Origin of the sequence: Streptomyces sp. ID05-39B (assembly GCF_033794725.1) — a bacterium.
Taxonomy (GTDB): domain Bacteria; phylum Actinomycetota; class Actinomycetes; order Streptomycetales; family Streptomycetaceae; genus Streptomyces; species Streptomyces bobili.
The window spans coordinates 1-20,775 of sequence record NZ_JARGEF010000143.1; the positions used below are offsets into that span (position 1 = coordinate 1).

A 20,775-nucleotide genomic window follows, 5' to 3' on the forward strand; every position below is an offset into this window, starting at 1 on the left:
TCCCCCGTGTTCCCCCGTCGGTCGTTCCCCCGGAGGGCCCCCCGTGCCTCGCTTCCGCCGACGAGGCCGGCGGAAGGAGCGGTCCAGGACCGGCACCGTTCCGCAGCCCCGTGTCGGCGGTGCGGTGCCGGGCCCCTTTCCGTGAGCTCCACTCTTCCCTCCACGCGGACCGGCCCCCATCCGCGCGCATACTCATCTCGGCGGCTAGGTACGGCTACTCAGGCCTGGGTGCCCGCCCCCAGGAAGCGGCGCGGCCCTCTGGTGACGATCGCCTCCGCGTCCGTACTCCCCTCGTGTCCTTGAGCGGCCGGGCCCGCGGTGTCGCCCCGGACCGGCGGTCCGCCGGGCTGGCGGCGTCACTGTCGGTGGCGGCCGATAAAGTCGGCGGCATGGCACGGATTGCGGTGATCGGCGCCGGGATGGGCGCGCTGGCGGCGGCCGCCCGGCTGGCCGTCGCGGGCCACCGGGTGACGGTGTACGAGCGTACGGAGACGTACGGCGGTGCGGTGCGCCGCTTCGAGCGGGACGGCTTCTCCTTCGACACGGGGCCCGGTCTGCTGACCCTGCCCGCGGTCTGGCGCGACCTGTTCGTCAAGACCGGCAAGGAGCCGCTGGAGGCCTGTGCCGAGCTGGTCCAGGTGGACCCGTCGGCACGTCACCTGTTCGCGGACGGCACCGAGGCCGCCCTGCCGAACGCCTCGCGCGCGGGTGTCGTCTCCGCCCTGGACGAGGCGCTGGGCGCGGGCGCCGGCGGTCGCTGGGGCGACTTCCTGGTCCGGGCCCGCGAGGCCTGGGACCGCACCCGACGCCCGCTCCTGGAGGAGCCGCTGTGGCCGAACTGGTCGGTGCTGGCCGACCGTGAGCCCTATCCGTCGGTGCCGCACAAGCGCCTGCTGCGCACCCGCCGGGCCGGCACGCTCGCCGAGGTCGGCGCCTGGGAGCTGCGCGACCCCCGGCTGGCCGCCCTGCTGGAGAGCCACGCACTGGCGTACGGCCTGGATCCGCGCGTCACTCCGGCGAGCGCGGCCGTCCTGCCGTACATGGAGCACGCCTTCGGCATGTGGTCCGTGCGCGGCGGTGTGCGCGAGCTGGCGCGCGCGGTGTACGAGAGGTGCCTGGCCCGCCGGGTCGCGTTCGTGTTCGGCGCCGAGGTTTCCCGGATCGTGGAGAAGGACGGCCGGGCGGCGGGCGTGGAGCTGGGCGACGGCAGCGTGGTGGAGGCGGACTTCGTGGTCGCGCCGGGCGCGGGCGGCGCCGCGGGTGTCCCGCCGCGCGGTCAGGGCGAGGTCGGGCCGCAGCGGGGCCTGCCGAGCCGGCTGACCGTGCTGCTCGCGCTGCGCGGCGGCCGGCCGCGGGACACCGCGCACCGGACGATCGTGCACACGCGGGACCGCGAGGGCGAGTTGGCGGCCCTGTTCGGTACGGCGCCCGCGCCGGCCGCCGGTCCGACGGTCACCGTGCTGCGGCCCGGGGACCCCGCGCTGGTGCCGGACGCCGCCCATGAGGCGGTCACCCTGAGTGTCATTGTCCCGGCCGGGGCCGAGCCGGGGCCCGACCTGGTGGAGGCGGTGCTCTCCGTCGCCGAGCGTGCCGTGCCGGGCCTGCGGGAGCGGGTCCTGTGGCGCGAGCTGCGCACCCCGGCGGACATCGCCGCGGAGACCGGCGTGGAGGGCGGTTGCGTCCCGGCTCCGGCGCTGGCGGCGGCCGGGGGCCGGCTGCTGCACCCGGCCAACTCCACCGCCCTGCCGGGCCTGTTCACGGTGGGCGGCTGGGCGCACCCCGGCGGCGGACTGCCCCATGCGGGGATGTCGGGCGCGCTGGTGTCCGGACTCGTCGTGGAGGGGCCGGAGTTCCGGGGCTCGCGGTGAGCCGTCAGAAGCGGTACTGCTCGTCGTAGCCGTTCCCCTGCTGCTGCCCGTCGCCCTGGTAGGGGTACGGCTGCTCGGGCGGGAGTTCGCCGCCGAGGGGGTCGTCGGTGGTGCGCTGCTGCGGGACCCAGACACCGCCGGCCGGGGTTCCGTCGTAGCCGCCGGTGCCGTACTGCTCCTGGCCGTAGCCCTGCTGGGGGTACTGCTGCTGGTCGTACCCGGCGTCGTAGCTGCCGCCGCCGTAGGTCTGGGTGCCGATGTAGGGGTCGGAGTAGGCCGCGTACTGCTGCTGGCCCGCGGCGTCGTAGCCGTACTGCTGCTGGCCGTAGCCGTCGTAGCCGTACCCCTGGTCGGCGCCCTGGCCGGCCGTCGCGTACTGGTCCTGGGGCTGGGCGGCGGCGGAGTAGGCGGCGTCGCTGTACACGCCGTAGGAACCGGTGTCGTCGGGCATCGGCTGCGGCTCGTACACGGAGGCGGTTCCGGCTGCCGTGGGCTCGGCGGTGCGGGCGGGGGTGAAGACGTCGTCGCGGTCGTTGTCCTCGTCGTAGTCGCCCTTGTCCCGGCCGTAGGCGACGGAGTCGCCGCCGAAGGGTGTGCCCGCGTCCTGCTCGTACCCGTCGGGGCCGCCGTCGGCCGCTTCCAGACCGGACACCTCGAGCGAGGGGTCCTGGTGCTCGCCCTTGCCGCGGCGGCGCTTGGTGGCGGTGCCGTCGGTGCCGGGGCGGCTGACGGCCCAGCCCTCGGCGAAGCCGCGGCGGAACGACAGAGTGACGTACGTCTGGCCGATCGCGAAGGCGGCCGCGCCCACACCGATGACGATGACGGACGGGATCAGGACACCGACCACGACACCGAGGAAGCCGCCGAAGGCGAGCAGCCGGTAACGCAGCCGTGCCTTGTACTGCAGCAGCACCTCACCCAGCAGCCACAGCGCGACGATGCCGAACGCGATGTAGAGGACCGTCCAGCCCATGTACGCCCCTCTCCCAGTGGCCGCTACGCAGTGTGTCGTAAGTCGGTGCGACCGGTCTAGGCCTGCGGTGGGTGGTGCAGGCCCAGGTTCTCGTAGATTTCCAGCGTCGCCGTGGAGTTGTTGAGCGTGATGAAGTGCAGTCCGGGCACTCCCTCGGCGAGCAGCCGAGCGCAGAACTCCGTGGCGAAGTCGATGCCAATGGAGCGTACAGCGGCCGGATCGTCTTTGGCTGTGAGGATCCGCTCTTTCAGGGCCGTCGGGAAGTGTGCGTTGCTGAGCTGGGGAAGCCTCTCCAGCATCTTCACACTCGTCACCGGCAGGACCTCGGGGATCACCGGGGTCGCGCAGCCGGCTTCCGACACCCGGTCGCGCAGGCGCAGGTAGGACTCGGGGTCGAAGAACATCTGGGTGATCGCGTAGTCGGCGCCGGCCCGGCACTTGTCGACGAAGCGCGCGACGTCCGTGTCCCAGTCGCTGGAGCGCGGGTGCATCTCGGGGAAGGCGGCGACGCCGACGCAGAAGTCGCCCGACTCCTTGATCAGCTCGACGAGTTCGGCGGCGTAGGTGAGGCCCCGGGGGTGCGGCACCCACTCGCCCATGGGGTCGCCGGGCGGGTCTCCGCGCACGGCGAGCATGTTGCGGATCCCGGCGTCGGCGTACTGGCCGATGATGTTGCGCAGTTCGGCGATGGAGTGGTCCACGGCCGTGAGGTGCGCGACCGGGGTCAGGGTGGTGTCGACGACGATCTGCTGCGTCTCCTTGACCGTGGTCGCCCGGGTGGTGCCGCCGGCACCGTAGGTGACGGAGACGAAGTCGGGGGCCACCGCCTCGACCCGACGGAGCGCGTTCCACAGGCTCCGCTCACCCTGGGAGGTCTTCGGCGCGTAGAACTCGAACGAGTACGTCGTCTTGCCGGTGGCCAGGATGTCACGCACGGTACGCGCGCGGTCGGTCCTGGTGGATGCGGTTCCGAGGGCCATACCCGCAGGTTAGCCAGGGGTGAGGCCTCCCCTCACCAGATCTCGGAAATTTGCCCGAATTGTCTGCCTGTTGTCCATCCCTTGGACAGGCTGCCGAAAGGACGGGGGCCCGGAGGAAAGGACAGGGGACCGAAGGAGCGCGGGGGCGGCCCGGCGGCGGCCGGCTCAGATGCCGCGCAGCCGCTCGGCGAACTCGGCCGCCGCGGCGCCCGGATCGTCGGCCTCCGTGATCGCCCGGACGACCACGACCCGGCGGGCGCCCGCCTGAAGCACCTCGTCGAGGTTGCCGAGGTCGATGCCGCCGATCGCGAACCAGGGGCGCTCGGTGCCCGTCGCCGCCGTGTGCCGGACCAGGCCGAGGCCGGGGGCCGGGCGGCCGGGCTTGGTGGGGGTGGGCCAGCACGGGCCGGTGCAGAAGTAGTCGACGCCCTCCTGGACGGCCGCGGCGTCCGCCTCCGCCTCGCTGTGCGTGGAGCGGCCGATCAGGGTGCCGTCGCCGAGGAGGGCACGGGCCGCGGGCACGGGCAGGTCGCCCTGGCCGAGGTGGAGGACAGCCGCGTCGGCGGCATGGGCGATGTCCGCCCGGTCGTTGACCGCGAGCAGTCTGCCGTGGCGCGCGCAGGCGTCGGCGAACACTTCCAGGTGCTCCAGCTCCTCCGCCGCCTCCATGCCCTTGTCGCGGAGCTGCACGATGTCGACGCCGCCGGCGAGGACCGCGTCCAGGAACTCCGGGAGGTCGCCCTGGCGCCTGCGGGCGTCCGTGCAGAGGTAGAGGCGGGCGTCGGCGAGCTGGGAGCGGGCGGTGTCGGGCATGCGTTGAGTCCCCCGGGGGCGGTCGGTGGCGCGCCGGGCTCTCCCCCGGTGCGGCGGTGTGCGGTCGCGACGGGCGGCCACGGCCGCACACCTGATGGTCTGGTCGAACCTACGAGGCTCCAGGAGCCGCCTCCGTCGGGCGCCGTGGGTTCCGCGGAGCGGATCTCCGGCTCACAGGCTCGGAGTCAGAGGCTCAGACGGCGAGCGCCTGGGCGCGACGCCTCACCTCCGTGCCGCGGTTCTCCGCCAGGGCCTGCGCCGGCGTCCCGGGCAGGGACGGGTCCGGAGTGAACAGCCATTCCAGCATCTCTTCGTCCGAATAGCCGTCGTCCCGCAGCAGGGTCAGGGTCCCGGACAGGCCCTTGACGACCTTGTCCTCGTCGATGAAGGCGGCGGGGACGTGCAGCGCCCTGTTCTCACCACGTCGTACGGCGATGAGCTGGCCGTCCTTGACCAGCTGCCGCGCACGCACCACGTCGATGTCGAGCATCTCCGCGATGTCGGGCAGGGTGAGCCAGGCAGGTACGAGAGCATCGGTCTTTGCGTCAATCTCGGTCACCCCTCAAGACTGCCATCCCGCACCGACAGCCGGTAGCCGAGCCTCCTCCTGCCGGACGGACAGCCGGTAGCCGCGCCTCATCCTGCCGGGCGGAGCCGCCCCGCGGGCCCGTCCTTTACGCCGTGGCCGCCTTGAGCGGGGTCGCCGGGTCCGCGATCAGCTCGGGGTTCATCGGCCGGCCCGCCTCGATCAGCCGGCGGCCCTGCGCGAGGTCGCGGGGGCGGCCCACCGCCAGCAGGGCGACCAGGCGGTTCCCGCGCAGCCAGCAGACCGTCCAGGCAGGTCCGGTGGGGTCGCCGCGCCACAGGGTGGTGTCGGCGCCGGTGTGATGCCCGGCGTACTGGACGAAGCGGCCGAACTGCTCCGACCAGAAGTACGGCACCGGGTCGTAGACCGCTGGGACCTCGCCGGTGGCCGGGCCGAGGATGTTGGCGGCGACGGTGCGCGGGCCCTGGAGGGCGTTGTCCCAGTGGTGGACGAGGAGGCGCTCGCCGTACCGCCCGGAGGGGAAGGAGGCGCAGTCGCCGACCGCGTACACGTCGGGCACGGACGTGCGCAGGCTCGCGTCGGCCACGACCTCGCCGTGCGGGCCCAGCTCGACGCCCGAGCCGGTCAGCCAGTCCGTGGCGGGGCGGGCGCCGATGCCGACCACGACGGCGTCGGCCGGCAGCCGGGCTCCGTCGTCGAGCAGGACCGCGCCGGGCTCGACGCGCTCCACGCGCGCGTGGGTGCGCAGTTCGGTGCCGCTGTCGGCGTACCAGGCGGTCATGGGGGCCGTGACCTCGGCGGGCAGGGCGCCGGCCAGCGGCCGGTCCGCGGCCTCCACGACGGTGACCGCGCAGCCGGCCTCGCGCGCGGCGGTGGCGAACTCGGCGCCGATCCAGCCGGCGCCGACGACCACGATGGCGTGCCGGCGGGCGAGCACCGGGCGCAGCCGTTCGGCGTCGTCCAGGGTGCGCAGCAGATGGACGCCGGGGACACCCTCGGCGCCGGGCAGCCGGATCGGTTCGGCGCCGGTGGCGAGCACGAGGACGTCGTAGGGGACGGGCCCGGACCCGGTGTCCAGTTCATGGTCGGCGGGGCGCACGCCGAGGGCCTCGGTGCCGAGCCTGAGTTCGACGCCCAGGCTCTCGAAGTCGACGTCGAAGGCGGAGTGCTCGGCCGTGCCGAGCAGGACGGCCTTGGACAGCGGGGGCCGGTCGTAGGGCTGGTGCGGTTCGGCGCCGATGAGGGTCACCGTCCCGTCGAAGCCCTGTTCGCGCAGGGCGACCGCGGTCTGCACCCCGGCCATGCCCGCGCCGACGACGACCACCCGCCGCTGCGCCGGCCTGTCTTCTTCCCGCGTCTGTTCGCTCACCTGATCACCTTAGACAACTGACGGATCATCAGTCAGTCGTCCCGCTTCCGCGACCCCGTTCCGTGACCGTGCTCCGTGACCGTGCTCCGTGACTGCTCGACCACCTGCTCCACCACGCTGGTCCCGCTGCCCGGCCGCGACTCCCACTCCCAGGTCTCGTCGAGGCGCAGCCGCCCGTCGGGCAGCTCGACGACCGCCGACACGCAGTGCCCGGACGACGTCGTCCCGTCGTGCCCGAGCTGGACGTACCGGAAGTCCAGCCGGTCCCCCTCCCGGGTACCCACCAGGTGCCCGCGGACGACGTCGCCGCCCGCGTAGCCGGCCCAGATGACGCCGTCCCGCTCCCGGTACGTGAAGCGGGTGCCGGTGCCGACCTGACCGGGGGCCTGGTCGGCCACCGGGGCCAGGACCAGGCCGTCGAGCGAACGGGCCACGAGAGGAGGCTCCCTTACTGCGACGGACGACGGGGGGCTAGGGTGGCCAACGTAGAGCACTCGCGGGAGCCCGGACGCACCGGGCTGAGAGGGAGGCTGGCGGCCTCCGACCGTACGAACCTGATCCGGGTCATGCCGGCGAAGGGAGGGGCTGGACGCCCATGTCCTCACCTACCTCGGACGTCCTCGTCGTCGGGGGCGGCATCATCGGGCTCGTCACCGCGTGGCGGGCCGCACAGCGCGGGTTCGCCACGGCTGTGGTCGACCCCGAACCGGGCGGCGGGGCCGCCCAGGTGGCGGCCGGGATGCTGGCCGCCGTCACCGAGCTGCACTACGGCGAGCAGACACTGCTCGGCCTGAACCTGGAATCGGCCCGCCGCTACCCGGAGTTCGTGGCCGAACTCACCGAACTCACGGGCCACGACCTCGGCTACCGCCGCTCCGGCACCCTCGCCGTCGCGCTGGACGCCGACGACCGCGCCCACATGCGGGAACTGCACGCCCTGCAACGGCAGTCGGGGCTCACCTCGCAGTGGCTGTCCGGGCGGGAGTGCCGCCGCCTGGAGCCGATGCTCGCGCCCGGGGTACGCGGCGGCCTGCGGGTGGACGGCGACCACCAGATCGATCCGCGACGGCTCGCGGCGGCACTGGTGGCCGCGTGCCGGCGGGCGGGCGTGACCTTCCACCGCGACTGGGCGGAACGGCTGACCGTGTCGGCCGGGCGCGCCGGCGGCGTCCTCACGCGCGCGGGTACGCCTCTCGCTGCCGGGCAGGTGGTGCTCGCGGCGGGCAGCCTCAGCGGGCGGCTCGCCGGCGTCCCGGCGGAGGTGCTGCCGCCGGTGCGGCCCGTGAAGGGGCAGGTGCTGCGCCTGACCGTGCCCCAGCGGTACGCGCCGTTCCTGACCCGGACCGTGCGGGCCGTGGTGCGCGGCAGCCACGTCTACCTGGTGCCGCGCGAGAACGGCGAGCTGGTCGTCGGGGCGACGAGCGAGGAACTGGGCTGGGACACCACGGTGACGGCCGGGGGCGTCTACGAGCTGCTGCGCGACGCCCACGAACTGGTCCCCGGAATCACCGAACTGCCGCTCACCGAGACGCGCGCGGGCCTGCGCCCCGCGTCACCGGACAACGCGCCCCTGCTCGGACCGACCGGCCTGGACGGCCTGCTCCTGGCGACCGGGCACTACCGCAACGGCGTACTGCTGACACCGGTCACCGGGGACGTGCTGGCGCACGCGCTGGCCACCGGCCAACTCCCCGACGAGGCCCGGCCCTTCACCCCCAGGCGCTTCCACCCCGCCGCACTCTCGGAGCAGCCCGCATGAACATCTCCGTCAACGGCGAGCGGCGTGAGGTCGCTCCCGGCACGGCCCTCGACAGCGTCGTACGGTCCCTGACGCCGGCGCCCTCCGGGGTGGCCGCCGCCCTCAACGAAACCGTCGTCCCGCGCGCGCGGTGGTCCGCCACCAGCCTCTCCGACGGAGACCGCGTGGAAGTCCTCACCGCCGTCCAGGGAGGCTGAACCATGGCCGACGATCCCTTCGTCCTCGGCGGTACGACGTACTCGTCCCGCCTGATCATGGGTACAGGCGGTGCGCCCAGCCTGGAGACTTTGGAGCGGGCGCTGGTCGCGTCCGGGACCGAGCTGACCACTGTCGCGATGCGGCGGGTCGACCCCTTGGTGCACGGGTCCGTGCTGTCCGTGCTCGAACGGCTCGGCATCGGGGTGCTGCCCAACACGGCGGGGTGCTTCACGGCCGGGGAGGCGGTGCTGACGGCGCGGCTGGCCCGGGAGGCGCTGGGCACCGATCTGGTCAAGCTGGAGGTCATCGCCGACGAGCGGACGCTGCTGCCCGATCCGATCGAACTGCTGGACGCGGCGGAGACGCTGGTCGACGACGGGTTCACGGTGCTGCCCTACACGAACGACGATCCGGTGCTGGCGCGGAAGCTGGAGGACGTCGGGTGTGCGGCGGTGATGCCGCTCGGCTCTCCGATCGGGTCCGGGCTGGGTATCCGCAACCCCCACAACTTCCAGCTGATCGTCGAGCACGCGCGCGTGCCGGTGATTCTCGACGCGGGGGCCGGTACGGCCTCGGATGTCGCGCTGGCGATGGAGCTGGGGTGCGCCGGGGTGATGCTGGCGTCGGCGGTGACGCGGGCGCAGGAGCCCGTGCTGATGGCTCGCGCGATGCGGGGGGCCGTGGAGGCGGGCCGGCTGGCCCGGCTCGCGGGCCGGATCCCCCGCCGCCACTTCGCGCAGGCGTCGACCCCCACGGACGGCCGCGCCGCGCTCGACCCGGAACGCCCGGCGTTCTGACGCTGTCACCCACGGCCGAGGGCCGAGCGCCGTCGACGGCTGTCTCGGCTCCGACCCGGCCGCCCCCACGTGTGGCTCGTCACAGGTGCGCTTCAGTCCCGCTGCGATACCGGTGTGAGCGGTGAGCGGTGTCGGTGCGGGCTCGTACACTCGCCTGCGTGGACACGACCCTTCAGGACCCTCTGGTCGGGCAGGTGCTCGACGGGCGTTATCGCGTGGAGGCGCGGATCGCGGTCGGCGGGATGGCCACGGTCTACCGGGCCGTGGACACCCGCCTCGACCGCGTTCTCGCGCTCAAGGTGATGCACCCCGCCCTCGCGGCCGACGCCTCCTTCGTCGAGCGCTTCATCCGCGAGGCCAAGTCCGTCGCCCGGCTGGCGCACCCGAATGTCGTTCAGGTGTTCGACCAGGGGGCCGACGGGGCGTACGTCTACCTCGCGATGGAGTACGTGGCCGGCTGTACCCTGCGCGACGTGCTGCGTGAGCGCGGCGCGCTCCAGCCACGGGCCGCGCTGGACATCCTGGAGCCGGTCCTCGCCGCTCTGGGCGCCGCGCACCGCGCCGGTTTCGTGCACCGGGACATGAAGCCGGAGAACGTACTGATAGGCGACGACGGCCGGGTCAAGGTCGCCGACTTCGGCCTCGTCCGGTCCGTGGACACCGTCACCAGCACCACCGGAACCGTCCTCGGCACCGTCGCCTACCTCGCCCCCGAGCAGATGGAGCAGGGCACCTCCGACGCTCGCGTGGACGTGTACGCGTGCGGGGTCGTGCTCTACGAGATGCTCACCGGCGACAAGCCGCACGACGGCGACACTCCGGCCGTGGTGCTCTACAAGCACCTCCACGAGGACGTGCCGCCGCCCTCCGCCGCCGTCCCCGGCATGGCGTTCGAGCTGGACGAGCTGGTCGCCTCGGCCACCGCCCGCACCCCGCAGGTCCGCCCGGCGGACGCCGTGGCCCTGCTCGCGCAGGTCCGCGCGGCGCGCGGCGCGCTCGACGAGGCCCAGCTGGACGCGCTGCCCCCACAGGCCCTGTCCGCCGACCGTGACATCGCCGACGACCGCACCAGCGTGATCCCGCGCTCCCTCACGGTTCCGCGCCTCCTGCCCGTCAACGAGGACGAGGCCGACGACGATCCCGCCAGATCCGGGAACCAGGTCAACCACACCTCCCGGTTCGCCTCGGAACCCCCGCTGCCGCCCCGGCGCCGCTTCGTGCGGCCCCGCCGGGCAGTGGTCGCGATCATCGCCGCCGTCCTGCTCGTGTTCGGCGTCGGCGCGGGCGTCTGGTACATCAACTCGGGCCAGTTCACCAAGGTCCCCGCGGTCCTCATGCAGACCGAGGCGCAGGCCAGGGAGCGGCTGGACGCGGCCGGGCTGGACGTGGGCGAGGTGAAGCACGCCTACAGCGACACGGTGAAGCGCGGCACCGTCATCAGCACGGACCCGGAGCCGGGCGCCCGTATCCGCGGCAACGACTCGGTGACCCTGACCGTCTCCGACGGCCCCGAGACCGTGAAGGTGCCGGACGTGAAGGGCTCACGGCTCGACAAGGCCAAGCAGCTGCTGAAGACGGACGGCCTGGAGCCGGGCCTGGTCACCGAGGCGTTCAGCGAGGACGTCCTCAAGGGCTTCGTGATCAGCAGCAGCCCCGACGCCGGTACGGAGCGGCGCGCGGGCTCGGCGGTGTCCCTCGTCGTCAGCAAGGGCGTCCCGATCGACGTCCCGGACGTCACCGGTCAGGACCTGGACGACGCACGCGCCGAGCTGGAGAAGGCCGGCCTGGTGGTGGAGATCTCCACCTCGGAGATCAACTCGGAGTTCGACAAGGGCCAGGTCGCCGCGCAGTCGCCGGGCAAGGACAAGCAGGTCGCCGACGGCGACACGGTGACGCTGACCCTGTCCAAGGGACCCGAGATGGTCGAGGTCCCGGACGTGGTGGGCGCGAGCGTGGACGACGCCAGGACCGAGCTGGAAGAGGCCGGCTTCGAGGTCGAGGAGGACCGCGGCCTGCTGGGCCTGTTCGGCGACACCGTCAAGAGCCAGTCGGTGGACGCCGGCGAGACCGCCCCCAAGGGATCGACGGTCACGATCACCATCCGGTGACGGTGACGGTGACGGTGGCGGTGGCGGTGGCGGTGACAGCGAGGGTGACGGTGACGGTGACGCCCGTGACAGTGCCCCTGTGGCGGTGAGGCCCGCCGTCCGGTGACCGGGTGGTGCCGGGAGCATGACACCCTGAACGGGTGAGTCCTCAGCACCCCTTCCCCTCCCGCAATCCGGTCGGCGGCCATGTCCCGGTGGCCGGCGGTCTGCATTCCGTGGGCCTGTCCTACGCCCATGACCTCAAGGCCGAGACGGTCCAGGTCTTCGTCGCCAACCCGCGCGGCTGGGCCACCCCGGCGGGCAGCCCGGCGCAGGACGCGGCGTTCCGGGAGGCCTGCGCGGCGGAGTCGATCCCGGCGTACGTGCACGCGCCGTATCTGATCAACTTCGGCTCGCACACCGAGGCGACGGCGCAGAGGTCGGTGGAGTCGCTGCGGCACTCGCTGCGCCGCGGGCGGGAGATCGGCGCGCTGGGCGTGGTGGTGCACACCGGGAGCGCGACGGGCGGGCGGGAGCGGTCCGTGGCGCTGAAGCAGGTCCGGGAGTATCTGCTGCCGCTGCTGGACGAGCTGACCCATGACGACGACCCGTTCCTGCTGCTGGAGTCCACGGCCGGGCAAGGTGCCTCGCTCTGCTCGCGGACCTGGGACTTCGGGCCGTACTTCGAGGCGCTCGACGCCCATCCGAGGCTCGGCGTCTGTCTGGACACCTGCCACATCTTCGCGGCCGGGCACGACCTGACCGGTCCGGCGGGCATGCACCAGACACTCGATCTGCTGGTGGACACGGTCGGCGCGGGCCGGCTCAAGCTGATCCACGCCAATGACTCCAAGGACGTGGTGGGCGCCCACAAGGACCGGCACGAGAACATCGGCGCGGGTCACATCGGCGAGGATCCGTTCCGCGCGCTGATGACGCATCCGGCGACCGCGGGGGTGCCGCTGATCATCGAGACGCCCGGCGGGAAAGAGGGGCACGCGGCGGACGTGGAACGGCTGAAGAAGCTCCGGGACGGCTGACGCCGGGCAGCGTGCGGGTCGGCCCCCGGTCCGCTCCAGGCGCTCACCGCCGTGGCCGGCCCCAGGACGTACCACCGCCGAGCCTCACAGCTCCGGGCCCTCCCCCGGCTGCTCCTGGTAGGAGTAGCGCTGCTCTTTCCACGGGTCGCCGATGTTGTGGTAGCCGCGCTCCTCCCAGAAGCCGCGGCGGTCGGCCGTCATGTACTCGACGCCGCGGACCCACTTGGGGCCCTTCCAGGCGTAGAGATGGGGCACGACCAGGCGGACCGGGAAGCCGTGCTCGGCGGTGAGCAGTTCGCCGTCCTTGTGGGTGGCGAAGAGGGTGTGCTCGGCGGCGAAGTCGGACAGCCGCAGGTTGGAGCTGAAGCCGTACTCCGCCCACACCATCACATGGGTGACATCGGCCGCGGGCGGCACGGCCTCCAGGATGGTCCGGGCCGGGACACCGCCCCACTCCGCGCCCAGCATGCTGAACTTCGTCACGCAGTGCAGATCGGCGAGCACGGTGGCGTACGGCAGTGCCGTGAACTCCTCGTGGTTCCAGCACCGCTTGTCACCGTCGGCGGTGGCCCCGAAGACCCTGAACTCCCAGCGTTCGGGCCGGAACTTGGGCACCGGGCCGTAATGTGTGACAGGCCAGCCCCGCTGAAGTCGCTGCCCCGGCGGAAGCTCGGACGCTGCTGCTTCTCCTGATTCTCGCTCCACCGGATGACCCATGTCTCCATCCTGACAGACCCCGGCCGGTGCGAATGACCAGGCATGTCCAGAATCGGGCAAGTGCCACTAAGCATGGACTAACTTACTAAGTACGCACTTACTGGACGATCTTCGGCACCGGTGAAATCATGCGGCGACACTCCCCCGTTTCTCCCGTGTGGAAGGAGCCTCTGCGATGCAGGGCGACCCCGAGGTCCTCGAGTTCCTCAATGAGCAGCTGACCGGTGAGCTGACCGCTATCAACCAGTACTTCCTGCACGCGAAGATGCAGGAGAACTTCGGCTGGACGAAGCTCGCGAAGTACACGCGGCACGAGTCGTTCGACGAGATGAAGCACGCGGAGGTCCTGACCGACCGGATCCTGTTCCTGGACGGTCTGCCGAACTACCAGCGGCTGTTCCACGTGCGCGTGGGCCAGACGGTCAAGGAGATGTTCGAGGCCGACCGGCAGGTCGAGGTCGAGGCGATCGACCGCCTCAAGCGCGGGATCAAGGTGATGCGCGAGAAGGGCGACATCACGTCCGCGAACATCTTCGAGTCGATCCTCGAGGACGAGGAGCACCACATCGACTACCTCGACACCCAGCTGGACCTGGTGGAGAAGCTCGGCGAGGCGCTGTATCTCGCGCAGCTGATCGAGCAGCCGGAGAGCTGAGCCACACACAGCTGAGCCACACACAGCCAAATCACACAGCTGAGCCGCAGAGCTGAAACCAGAGCCGAGGCCGACCCGGTGGGTTCAGGCTGCTTCGTCGAGTGCGGAGAGAACCGGCTGCCCCTGGTCGGCGAGGTCGCGGCGCGGACAGGCGCCCCGGCCGAGGATGGCCTGGATGCGCCGGACGCACGAGCCGCAGTCGGTGCCGGCCTTGCAGGCGGAGGCTATCTGGCGAGGCGTGCAGGCGCCGTCGTCCGCATGCTGCTGGACCTGCGCTTCAGTCACCTGGAAGCAGCTGCAGACGTACACGCGGATTCACCTCCCGCCGAGATCGATAAGGCTAACCTAACCTTACCCGGCGCTCAGGGACCGCAAAAGTGGGGTGGGGCGCGGATCGTATGTGATCCGCGCCCCACCCCACGCAGGTGTAACAGCCGAAACGGCTACCGGCCCGCTACTGGTCCCGGTACATCTCCGCGACGAGGAACGCCAGGTCGAGCGACTGGCTGCGGTTGAGCCGCGGATCGCAGGCCGTCTCGTAGCGCTGGTGGAGATCGTCGACGAAGATCTCGTCGCCGCCGCCCACGCACTCGGTGACGTCGTCGCCGGTCAGCTCGACGTGGATGCCGCCCGGGTGGGTGCCGAGGGCCTTGTGGACCTCGAAGAAGCCCTTGACCTCGTCGAGCACGTCGTCGAAGCGGCGGGTCTTGTGACCGGAGGCCGCCTCGAAGGTGTTGCCGTGCATCGGGTCGGTGATCCAGGCGACGGTCGCGCCCGAGGCGGTGACCTTCTCGACCAGCTCGGGCAGCTTGTCGCGGACCTTGTCGGCGCCCATGCGGACGATGAAGGTCAGCCGGCCCGGCTCCCGGTCGGGGTCGAGGCGCTCGATGTACTGGAGCGCGTCCTCGGCCGTGGTCGTCGGGCCGAGCTTGATGCCGATCGGGTTGCGGATCTTCGAGGCGAACTCGATGTGCGCGTGGTCCAGCTGTCGGGTGCGCTCGCCGATCCACACCATGTGCGCGGAGACGTCGTACAGGCGGCCCGTGCGGGAGTCGACGCGGGTGAGGGCCGACTCGTAGTCGAGGAGCAGCGCCTCGTGGGAGGCGTAGAACTCGACCGTCTTGAACTCCTCCGGGTCGGCCCCGCAGGCGTGCATGAAGTTGAGCGCCTGGTCGATCTCGCGGGCCAGCTGCTCGTAGCGCTGGCCGGACGGGGACGACTTCACGAAGTCCTGGTTCCAGGCGTGGACCTGGCGCAGGTCGGCGTAGCCGCCGGTGGTGAAGGCGCGGACCAGGTTCAGCGTGGAGGCGGACGCGTGGTACATCCGCTTCAGGCGCTCGGGGTCCGGGATACGGGCGGCCTCGTCGAACGCGAAGCCGTTGACCGAGTCACCGCGGTACGTCGGCAGGGTCACGCCGTCGCGGGTCTCGGTGTTCTTGGAGCGCGGCTTGGAGTACTGGCCCGCGATCCGGCCCACCTTCACGACCGGCACGGAGCCCGCGTAGGTGAGGACGGCGCCCATCTGGAGGAGGGTCTTGAGCTTGTTGCGGATCTGGTCGGCCGACACCGCGTCGAAGGCCTCGGCGCAGTCGCCGCCCTGGAGGAGGAACGCCTCTCCCTTGGCGACGGCCGCCAGCCGGGCACGCAGCTGGTCACACTCGCCCGCGAAGACGAGCGGCGGATACGACTCGAGGTCCGCGATCACTGCGCGCAGAGCCTCGGTGTCGGGGTACTCGGGCTGCTGCGCCGCGGGCAGGTCTCGCCAGGTGTTGCCAGCGCTGGCACTGGTCTTCGCGTTCACGGTCACGGATCCCACATTACGGGGTCGTGTCGAGTGATTTTCGTGCGGCTCGACAGGTGAGACGCCCCGGTGCTCAGGTGCGCGTGGGGTAGGGTGCCTGGCATGTTCGCGCTTTCGACCCAGAACTGGTGGTGGACCGCTCATCCGGCGGCCCACTGACTGCGCGTACGCAAGACTTCGCGAAGGCCGCCCCGAGGGGCGGCCTTCCGTGTTTTCCGGGCCGGCCGTCCCTGTCGAATCTCTCCGCCGAGAACACCGATAAGGACACGGACCCATGCATCTGCTCGACCTCCTGGCCGATCCCCGCCCGTTCGCCCTGCTCCGCCGCCGCACTCCGGGCGGCGCCACCGAGGAGGGCGCCACCGTGGAGCTGCTCCTCGGCCCGGTCGCCGTCCGCGAGCGGCTCATCGACCTGCCCGACGAGGGTCTCGCGCTCGTGCCGTTCCGTCAGATCCGGGAGCGCGGCTTCGACGTCCGCGACGACGGTACGCCGCTGTCCGTCCTGATCCCCGAGGAGCGGTACGAGATCCCGCTCGCGAAGGCGCTGGAGCAGCTCCCCGCGCACGAGGTGCGGGTGGAGGGCGGCGGCTTCGACGTCGGCGACGAGGAGTACGCGGGGATCGTCGGGCGGGTGCTGCGGGAGGAGATCGGGCGCGGCGAGGGCGCCAACTTCGTCATCCGGCGGACGTACGAGGGCGCGATCCCGGGGTTCGGGCGGGCCGACGCCCTGGCCCTGTTCCGGCGGCTGCTGGAGGGTGAGCGGGGCGCGTACTGGACGTTCGTCGTGCACACCGGGGACCGCACGCTGGTGGGGGCCAGCCCCGAGGTGCATGTGCGGATGTCGGGCGGCACGGTCGTGATGAACCCGATCAGCGGGACGTACCGCTATCCCGCCGAGGGGCCGACTCCGGAGCATCTGCTGGACTTCCTCGCCGACGGCAAGGAGATCGAGGAGCTGTCGATGGTCGTCGACGAGGAACTGAAGATGATGTGCACCGTCGGCGACATGGGCGGGGTGGTGGTCGGGCCGCGGCTGAAGGAGATGGCCCATCTCGCGCACACCGAGTACGAGTTGCGCGGGAAGTCCACGATGGACGTGCGGGAGGTACTGAAGGAGACGATGTTCGCGGCGACCGTCACGGGTTCGCCGGTGCAGAACGCCTGCCGGGTCATCGAGCGGCACGAGGTCGGAGGGCGCGGCTACTACGGGGCCGCGCTGGCGCTGATCGGGCGGGACTCCGGCGGGGCCCAGACCCTGGACTCCCCCATCCTCATCCGCACCGCCGACATCGACGCGGCCGGCCGGCTGCGGGTGCCGGTGGGGGCGACGCTGGTGCGCGGTTCGGATCCGGCGGGCGAGGTCGCCGAGACGCACGCGAAGGCGGCGGGCGTGCTGGCGGCCCTCGGGGTACGGCCGGGCAGGCCGCGGACGGAGGAGGCGCGGGCCCGGCTGGCCGACGATCCCCGGGTGCGGGCGGCGCTGGACGGGCGCCGGGCCTTTCTGGCGCCGTTCTGGCTGCGGATGCAGGAGCGGTCCCGGGAACTGACCGGGCACGCCCTGGTGGTGGACGGGGAGGACACCTTCACGGCGATGCTCGCGCACGTCCTGCGCTCGTCCGGGCTGGACGTCACCGTCCGGCGCTACGACGAGCCGGGGCTGCGGGCGGCCGTGCTCGCGCACGAGGGCCCGGTGGTGCTGGGTCCCGGTCCGGGCGACCCGTCCGATCTGGCCGATCCGAAGATGCGGTTCCTGCGGGAGCTGACCGCGCGGGTGGTCCGCGAGCACCGGCACGGGGTGCTGGGCGTGTGCCTCGGGCACGAGCTGATCGCGGCGGAGCTGGGGCTGGAGATCGTCCGCAAGGAGGTGCCGTACCAGGGGGCGCAGACGCGGGTGGAGCTGTTCGGGCGGGAGGTGACCGTCGGGTTCTACAACAGCTTCGTGGCGCGGTGCGACGACGACGCCCGGCAGGAGCTGACCGCGCACGGGGTGGAGGTGAGCCAGGCGGAGAACGGGGAGGTGCACGCGCTGCGCGGGCCCGGGTTCGCCGGGGTGCAGTTCCATCCGGAGTCGGTGCTCACGCTGGACGGGGCAGCGATCGTAGGGGAGTTGATGGGTCAGCTGCGGGGCACGAGCACGTTCTCCGAGCGGCGGCCGGCGCTGTAGTCCAGGACGTTGCGCACCGTGGCCTCGACGATCTGGCCGACGGCGTCCTCGGTGTAGTAGGCCTGGTGGGAGGTGACCAGGACGTTGGGGAAGGTGACCAGGCGGGCCAGGGTGTCGTCGGAGATGGCCTCCAGGGACTTGTCGAGGAAGAACAGGCCCGCCTCCGCCTCGTAGACATCCAGTCCGACGCCCGTGAAGCGGCCCTCGCGCAGTTCGGCGACGAGGGCCGCGCTGTCGATGAGGCCGCCGCGGCTGGAGTTGACCAGGATCGCGTCGTCCTTCATGGCCTTGAGGGCGGTTGCGTCGATGAGGTGGCGGGTCTCCGGCATCAGCGGCAGGTGCAGGGAGACGAGGTCGGACTCGGCGAGGAGCCGGTCCTTGGGGACGTACGTCATGCCCAGCTCCATGCAGGCGGGGTTCTCCGCGATGTCCCAGCCGAGCAGTGTCATGCCGAAGCCGTGCGCGATACGGGTGAAGGCTTCGCCGATCTTGCCGGTGCCGAGGACGCCCACGGTACGGCCGTGCAGGTCGCGGCCCATCAGTCCGTCGAGGCGGAAGTCGAAGTCGCGGGTGCGGGTGGAGGCCCGGACCACCCGCCGGTTGACGGCCATGGCGAGGGTCCAGGCGAACTCGGCGACGGAATACGGCGAGTAGTACGAGACCCGGGCCACGGTCATGCCGAGGCGTTCGGCGACGTCCAGGTCGATGTTGTTGAAGCCGGTGGAGCGCTGGGCGATCATCCGGGTGCCGCCGGCCGCGAGGGCCTGAAGGACGGGCGCGCCGAGGTCGGCGTTGACGCTGGTGGAGATCACCTCGAGACCGGCGGCGATGGGGGCGGTGTCCTCGTTGAGGAAGACGTCCAGGCAGCGGACCTCGTGGGGCGCGGGGAAGGCCCGCTCGATCAGGGGCTTCTCGTCGGCCTGGACTCCGAAGGCGAGAATCTCCATGACAGCCGGCTCCCGATTCGCACGACCCTGGGCGAAATCGACTCCGCCGGACATGCCGAATATACGGCCCGCGCCCCGCAGGTTCAGCCGAAGAACACCCCGGCCTCCGCGTACAGCGCGGGATCCACCGTCTTGAGCCGGGCCGTCGCCTCGGCGATCGGGACGCGGACGATGTCCGTGCCGCGCAGGGCGACCATGGTGCCGAAGTCGTGTTCGTGGACGGCGTCGACGGCGTGCAGGCCGAAGCGGGTGGCGAGCCAGCGGTCGAAGGCGCTGGGGGTGCCGCCGCGCTGCACATGGCCGAGGACGGTGGTACGGGCCTCGTTGCCGGTCCGCTTCTCGATCTCCTTGGCCAGCCATTCGCCGACGCCGGAGAGCCGGACGTGTCCGAAGGCGTCGAGGGTGCCGTCCTTGAGGACCAGGTCGCCGTCCTTGGGCATGGCGCCCTCGGCCGTCACCACGATCGGCGCGTACGACGCGCGAAAGCGTGAGGCCACCCAGGCGCACACCTGGTCGACGTCGAAGCGCTGTTCGGGGATGAGGATGACGTTGGCGCCGCCGGCCAGGCCCGAGTGGAGGGCTATCCAGCCGGCATGACGGCCCATCACCTCGACGACGAGGACGCGCATATGGGACTCGGCGGTGGTGTGCAGGCGGTCGATCGCCTCGGTGGCGATGCCGACGGCGGTGTCGAAGCCGAAGGTGTAGTCGGTGGCGGACAGGTCGTTGTCGATCGTCTTCGGCACGCCGACACAGGGCACGCCGTACTCCCCGGACAGTCGCGCGGCCACGCCGAGGGTGTCCTCGCCGCCGATCACGATCAGCGCCTCCACCTCCTGCCGGGCCAGGGTGTCCTTGATCCGGCCGATGCCGTTCTCGACCTTGAGGGGGTTGGTCCGGGAGGAGCCGATGATCGTGCCGCCGCGGGGCAGGATGCCGCGCACGGCCGGGATGTCCAGGCGGACCGACCGCCCTTCGAGAGGGCCGCGCCAGCCGTCGCGGTAGCCGACGAACTCGTGTCCGTACTCCTGTACGCCCTTGCGGACGACGGCCCGGATGACGGCGTTGAGGCCGGGGCAGTCGCCACCCCCGGTCAGTACTCCGACGCGCATGGAAGTGTCCCTTCGCCGCGGTTGCCTGACGAAGGCCACGGTAAGGGTGATTCAGGTCACACAGGTATGCCCCCGCGGGTGCAATTCCGGTGAATCGGCGGGGTGTTGGACCGCCCTCCCATTGCCGGGCGGTCCTACTCGTCGTCGAGGCCGCGCTCTATCGCGTACCTCACCAGCTCCACCCGGTTGTGCAGCTGAAGCTTGCCGAGGGTGTTCTGCACGTGGTTCTGGACCGTGCGGTGCGAGATGACGAGACGTTCGGCGATCTGCTTGTAGCTCAGTCCCTTGGCGACCAGGCGCAGCACCTCGGTCTCGCGGTCCGTCAGCCGGGGCGCCTTCGGCTCGTCGGGGTTCGTGGCCGGACCGGGGTCGGAGGCCAGCCGCCGGTACTCGCCGAGCACCAGCCCGGCCAGCCCCGGCGTGAACACCGGATCACCGACGGCCGTACGGCGCACCGCGTCCAACAGCTCCTCCGTGGACGCCGACTTCAGCAGATAGCCGGTCGCACCCGACTTCACCGCCTCCAGTACGTCGGCGTGCTCGCCGCTCGCGGACAGCACCAGGACGCGCAGCGCCGGGTCTGCGGCGACCACCTCCTTGCAGACCTGGACGCCCGGCTTGGCGGGCAGGTTGAGATCCAGGACGATCACATCGGGCGAGGTGGCCCGGGCACGGCGCACGGCCTGCTCGCCGTCGCCCGCGGTGGCGACCACCTCGAAGCCGGCCCCCGCGAGGTCACGGGCGACGGCCTCGCGCCACATGGGGTGGTCGTCGACCACCATCACCCTGACCGGACCCTGTTCGCTGCTCATCCCGTCCCTGCCTTCCCCCGCTTGACCTGCTGTTTCGGTACCGTCAGTTCGACCTCGGTGCCCTGCCCCGGCGTCGACACCAGCTCGGCCCCGCCGCCGAGATCACGCAGTCGGCCCCTGATGGACTGGGCGACCC

21 protein-coding genes, 1 pseudogene and 1 riboswitch are annotated in these 20,775 nt (G+C 71.9%); of the genes and pseudogenes, 9 read left to right on the top strand and 13 right to left on the bottom strand.

All coding sequences use genetic code 11. The features are described from left to right. Positions 1-389 precede the first annotated feature (389 nt). Positions 390-1,868, top strand: coding sequence for an NAD(P)/FAD-dependent oxidoreductase (locus P1P75_RS26445; protein ID WP_319259698.1), 1,479 nt, complete (start codon positions 390-392; stop codon positions 1,866-1,868). Positions 1,869-1,872: 4 nt separating this feature from the next. Here P1P75_RS26445 and P1P75_RS26450 read toward each other — a convergent pair whose 3' ends face one another. The 6 genes from P1P75_RS26450 to P1P75_RS26475 form a co-directional block, all read right to left on the bottom strand. Continuing rightward, a complete protein-coding gene (locus tag P1P75_RS26450; RefSeq protein WP_319259701.1) occupies positions 1,873-2,841 on the bottom strand; it encodes a hypothetical protein in 969 nt (322 codons plus the stop codon). Positions 2,842-2,897: 56 nt separating this feature from the next. Beyond that, complete coding sequence (gene metF / locus P1P75_RS26455; RefSeq protein ID WP_319259704.1) at positions 2,898-3,821, bottom strand: methylenetetrahydrofolate reductase [NAD(P)H]; 924 nt, start codon at positions 3,819-3,821, stop codon at positions 2,898-2,900. Positions 3,822-3,986: 165 nt separating this feature from the next. Next, positions 3,987-4,634, bottom strand: a complete 648-nt coding sequence (gene thiE, locus P1P75_RS26460; RefSeq protein WP_319259706.1) for a thiamine phosphate synthase — start codon at positions 4,632-4,634, stop codon at positions 3,987-3,989. Positions 4,635-4,827: 193 nt separating this feature from the next. After that, the gene (locus P1P75_RS26465) at positions 4,828-5,193 is read right to left on the bottom strand and encodes an Rv2175c family DNA-binding protein (RefSeq protein WP_319259708.1); all 366 of its coding nucleotides are present in this window, start codon (positions 5,191-5,193) and stop codon (positions 4,828-4,830) included. 115 nt (positions 5,194-5,308) lie between these two features. After that, on the bottom strand, positions 5,309-6,550 hold the full coding sequence (locus P1P75_RS26470) for an FAD-dependent oxidoreductase (RefSeq protein ID WP_319259710.1): 1,242 nt from the start codon (positions 6,548-6,550) through the stop codon (positions 5,309-5,311). 32 nt (positions 6,551-6,582) lie between these two features. Further along, a complete protein-coding gene (locus P1P75_RS26475; protein ID WP_319259712.1) occupies positions 6,583-6,984 on the bottom strand; it encodes a hypothetical protein in 402 nt (133 codons plus the stop codon). Positions 6,985-7,036: 52 nt separating this feature from the next. After that, positions 7,037-7,148: riboswitch (TPP riboswitch) on the top strand. On the opposite strand from P1P75_RS26475, the gene thiO reads away from it, so the two are divergent. The 5 genes from thiO to P1P75_RS26500 all read left to right on the top strand — a co-directional run bounded on the left by thiO (position 7,146) and on the right by P1P75_RS26500 (position 12,431). Further along, positions 7,146-8,309 carry a glycine oxidase ThiO gene (thiO, locus tag P1P75_RS26480; RefSeq protein WP_319259714.1) on the top strand — a complete coding sequence of 388 codons (1,164 nt, stop codon included), beginning with the start codon at positions 7,146-7,148 and terminating at the stop codon, positions 8,307-8,309. Its footprint overlaps the riboswitch before it by 3 nt. After that, positions 8,306-8,506, top strand: coding sequence for a sulfur carrier protein ThiS (gene thiS, locus P1P75_RS26485; RefSeq protein WP_319259716.1), 201 nt, complete (start codon positions 8,306-8,308; stop codon positions 8,504-8,506). The genes thiO and thiS overlap by 4 nt, the downstream gene beginning before the upstream one ends. A 3-nt stretch (positions 8,507-8,509) precedes the next feature. Further along, the gene (locus P1P75_RS26490) at positions 8,510-9,304 is read left to right on the top strand and encodes a thiazole synthase (RefSeq protein WP_319259719.1); all 795 of its coding nucleotides are present in this window, start codon (positions 8,510-8,512) and stop codon (positions 9,302-9,304) included. A gap of 158 nt (positions 9,305-9,462) precedes the next feature. Further along, positions 9,463-11,412 (top strand): Stk1 family PASTA domain-containing Ser/Thr kinase, encoded by a 1,950-nt coding sequence (gene pknB / locus P1P75_RS26495; protein ID WP_319259721.1) that lies wholly within the window; start codon positions 9,463-9,465, stop codon positions 11,410-11,412. 140 nt (positions 11,413-11,552) lie between these two features. Continuing rightward, complete coding sequence (locus P1P75_RS26500) at positions 11,553-12,431, top strand: deoxyribonuclease IV (protein WP_319259724.1); 879 nt, start codon at positions 11,553-11,555, stop codon at positions 12,429-12,431. Between the two features lie 84 nt (positions 12,432-12,515). Here P1P75_RS26500 and P1P75_RS26505 read toward each other — a convergent pair whose 3' ends face one another. After that, the gene (locus tag P1P75_RS26505; RefSeq protein WP_319259726.1) at positions 12,516-13,148 is read right to left on the bottom strand and encodes a sulfite oxidase-like oxidoreductase; all 633 of its coding nucleotides are present in this window, start codon (positions 13,146-13,148) and stop codon (positions 12,516-12,518) included. A 175-nt stretch (positions 13,149-13,323) separates the two neighbouring features. Here P1P75_RS26505 and bfr point away from each other — a divergent pair, with 175 nt between their 5' ends. Then, positions 13,324-13,803 (top strand): bacterioferritin, encoded by a 480-nt coding sequence (bfr, locus tag P1P75_RS26510; RefSeq protein WP_086768244.1) that lies wholly within the window; start codon positions 13,324-13,326, stop codon positions 13,801-13,803. An 84-nt stretch (positions 13,804-13,887) separates the two neighbouring features. Here bfr and P1P75_RS26515 read toward each other — a convergent pair whose 3' ends face one another. Beyond that, a complete protein-coding gene (locus tag P1P75_RS26515; protein WP_319259729.1) occupies positions 13,888-14,112 on the bottom strand; it encodes a (2Fe-2S)-binding protein in 225 nt (74 codons plus the stop codon). Between the two features lie 145 nt (positions 14,113-14,257). Continuing rightward, the gene (locus P1P75_RS26520) at positions 14,258-15,610 is read right to left on the bottom strand and encodes a class II 3-deoxy-7-phosphoheptulonate synthase (RefSeq protein ID WP_319259732.1); all 1,353 of its coding nucleotides are present in this window, start codon (positions 15,608-15,610) and stop codon (positions 14,258-14,260) included. A gap of 96 nt (positions 15,611-15,706) precedes the next feature. On the opposite strand from P1P75_RS26520, the gene P1P75_RS42095 reads away from it, so the two are divergent. Together P1P75_RS42095 and P1P75_RS26525 are read left to right on the top strand one after the other, a co-directional pair. Beyond that, a complete protein-coding gene (locus tag P1P75_RS42095) occupies positions 15,707-15,763 on the top strand; it encodes a trp operon leader peptide (RefSeq protein ID WP_078912442.1) in 57 nt (18 codons plus the stop codon). Between the two features lie 115 nt (positions 15,764-15,878). Beyond that, on the top strand, positions 15,879-17,768 hold the full coding sequence (locus P1P75_RS26525) for an anthranilate synthase family protein (protein WP_319259735.1): 1,890 nt from the start codon (positions 15,879-15,881) through the stop codon (positions 17,766-17,768). On the opposite strand, the gene P1P75_RS26530 is transcribed toward P1P75_RS26525, so the two are convergent. The 4 genes and pseudogenes from P1P75_RS26530 to P1P75_RS26545 all read right to left on the bottom strand — a co-directional run. Next, a complete protein-coding gene (locus P1P75_RS26530) occupies positions 17,720-18,715 on the bottom strand; it encodes a 2-hydroxyacid dehydrogenase (RefSeq protein WP_319259739.1) in 996 nt (331 codons plus the stop codon). The two genes, P1P75_RS26525 and P1P75_RS26530, sit on opposite strands and share 49 nt — an antisense overlap. An 83-nt stretch (positions 18,716-18,798) precedes the next feature. Further along, a complete protein-coding gene (locus P1P75_RS26535; protein ID WP_319259742.1) occupies positions 18,799-19,827 on the bottom strand; it encodes a 6-phosphofructokinase in 1,029 nt (342 codons plus the stop codon). 134 nt (positions 19,828-19,961) lie between these two features. After that, positions 19,962-20,639, bottom strand: coding sequence for a response regulator transcription factor (locus P1P75_RS26540; RefSeq protein WP_319259745.1), 678 nt, complete (start codon positions 20,637-20,639; stop codon positions 19,962-19,964). Continuing rightward, positions 20,636-20,775 (bottom strand): annotated as a pseudogene (locus tag P1P75_RS26545) (sensor histidine kinase); the annotation flags it as partial. The gene P1P75_RS26540 and the pseudogene P1P75_RS26545, both read right to left, overlap by 4 nt.

Coding starts and splice junctions, on each gene's coding strand:
- P1P75_RS26445 (WP_319259698.1), top strand. CDS start 390: ATGGCACGGATTGCGGTGATCGGCGCCGGGATGGGCGCGCTGGCGGCG.
- P1P75_RS26450 (WP_319259701.1), bottom strand. CDS start 2,841: ATGGGCTGGACGGTCCTCTACATCGCGTTCGGCATCGTCGCGCTGTGG.
- metF (WP_319259704.1), bottom strand. CDS start 3,821: ATGGCCCTCGGAACCGCATCCACCAGGACCGACCGCGCGCGTACCGTG.
- thiE (WP_319259706.1), bottom strand. CDS start 4,634: ATGCCCGACACCGCCCGCTCCCAGCTCGCCGACGCCCGCCTCTACCTC.
- thiO (WP_319259714.1), top strand. CDS start 7,146: ATGTCCTCACCTACCTCGGACGTCCTCGTCGTCGGGGGCGGCATCATC.
- thiS (WP_319259716.1), top strand. CDS start 8,306: ATGAACATCTCCGTCAACGGCGAGCGGCGTGAGGTCGCTCCCGGCACG.
- P1P75_RS26490 (WP_319259719.1), top strand. CDS start 8,510: ATGGCCGACGATCCCTTCGTCCTCGGCGGTACGACGTACTCGTCCCGC.
- P1P75_RS26505 (WP_319259726.1), bottom strand. CDS start 13,148: ATGGGTCATCCGGTGGAGCGAGAATCAGGAGAAGCAGCAGCGTCCGAG.
- bfr (WP_086768244.1), top strand. CDS start 13,324: ATGCAGGGCGACCCCGAGGTCCTCGAGTTCCTCAATGAGCAGCTGACC.
- P1P75_RS26525 (WP_319259735.1), top strand. CDS start 15,879: ATGCATCTGCTCGACCTCCTGGCCGATCCCCGCCCGTTCGCCCTGCTC.
- P1P75_RS26530 (WP_319259739.1), bottom strand. CDS start 18,715: ATGGAGATTCTCGCCTTCGGAGTCCAGGCCGACGAGAAGCCCCTGATC.
- P1P75_RS26535 (WP_319259742.1), bottom strand. CDS start 19,827: ATGCGCGTCGGAGTACTGACCGGGGGTGGCGACTGCCCCGGCCTCAAC.
- P1P75_RS26540 (WP_319259745.1), bottom strand. CDS start 20,639: ATGAGCAGCGAACAGGGTCCGGTCAGGGTGATGGTGGTCGACGACCAC.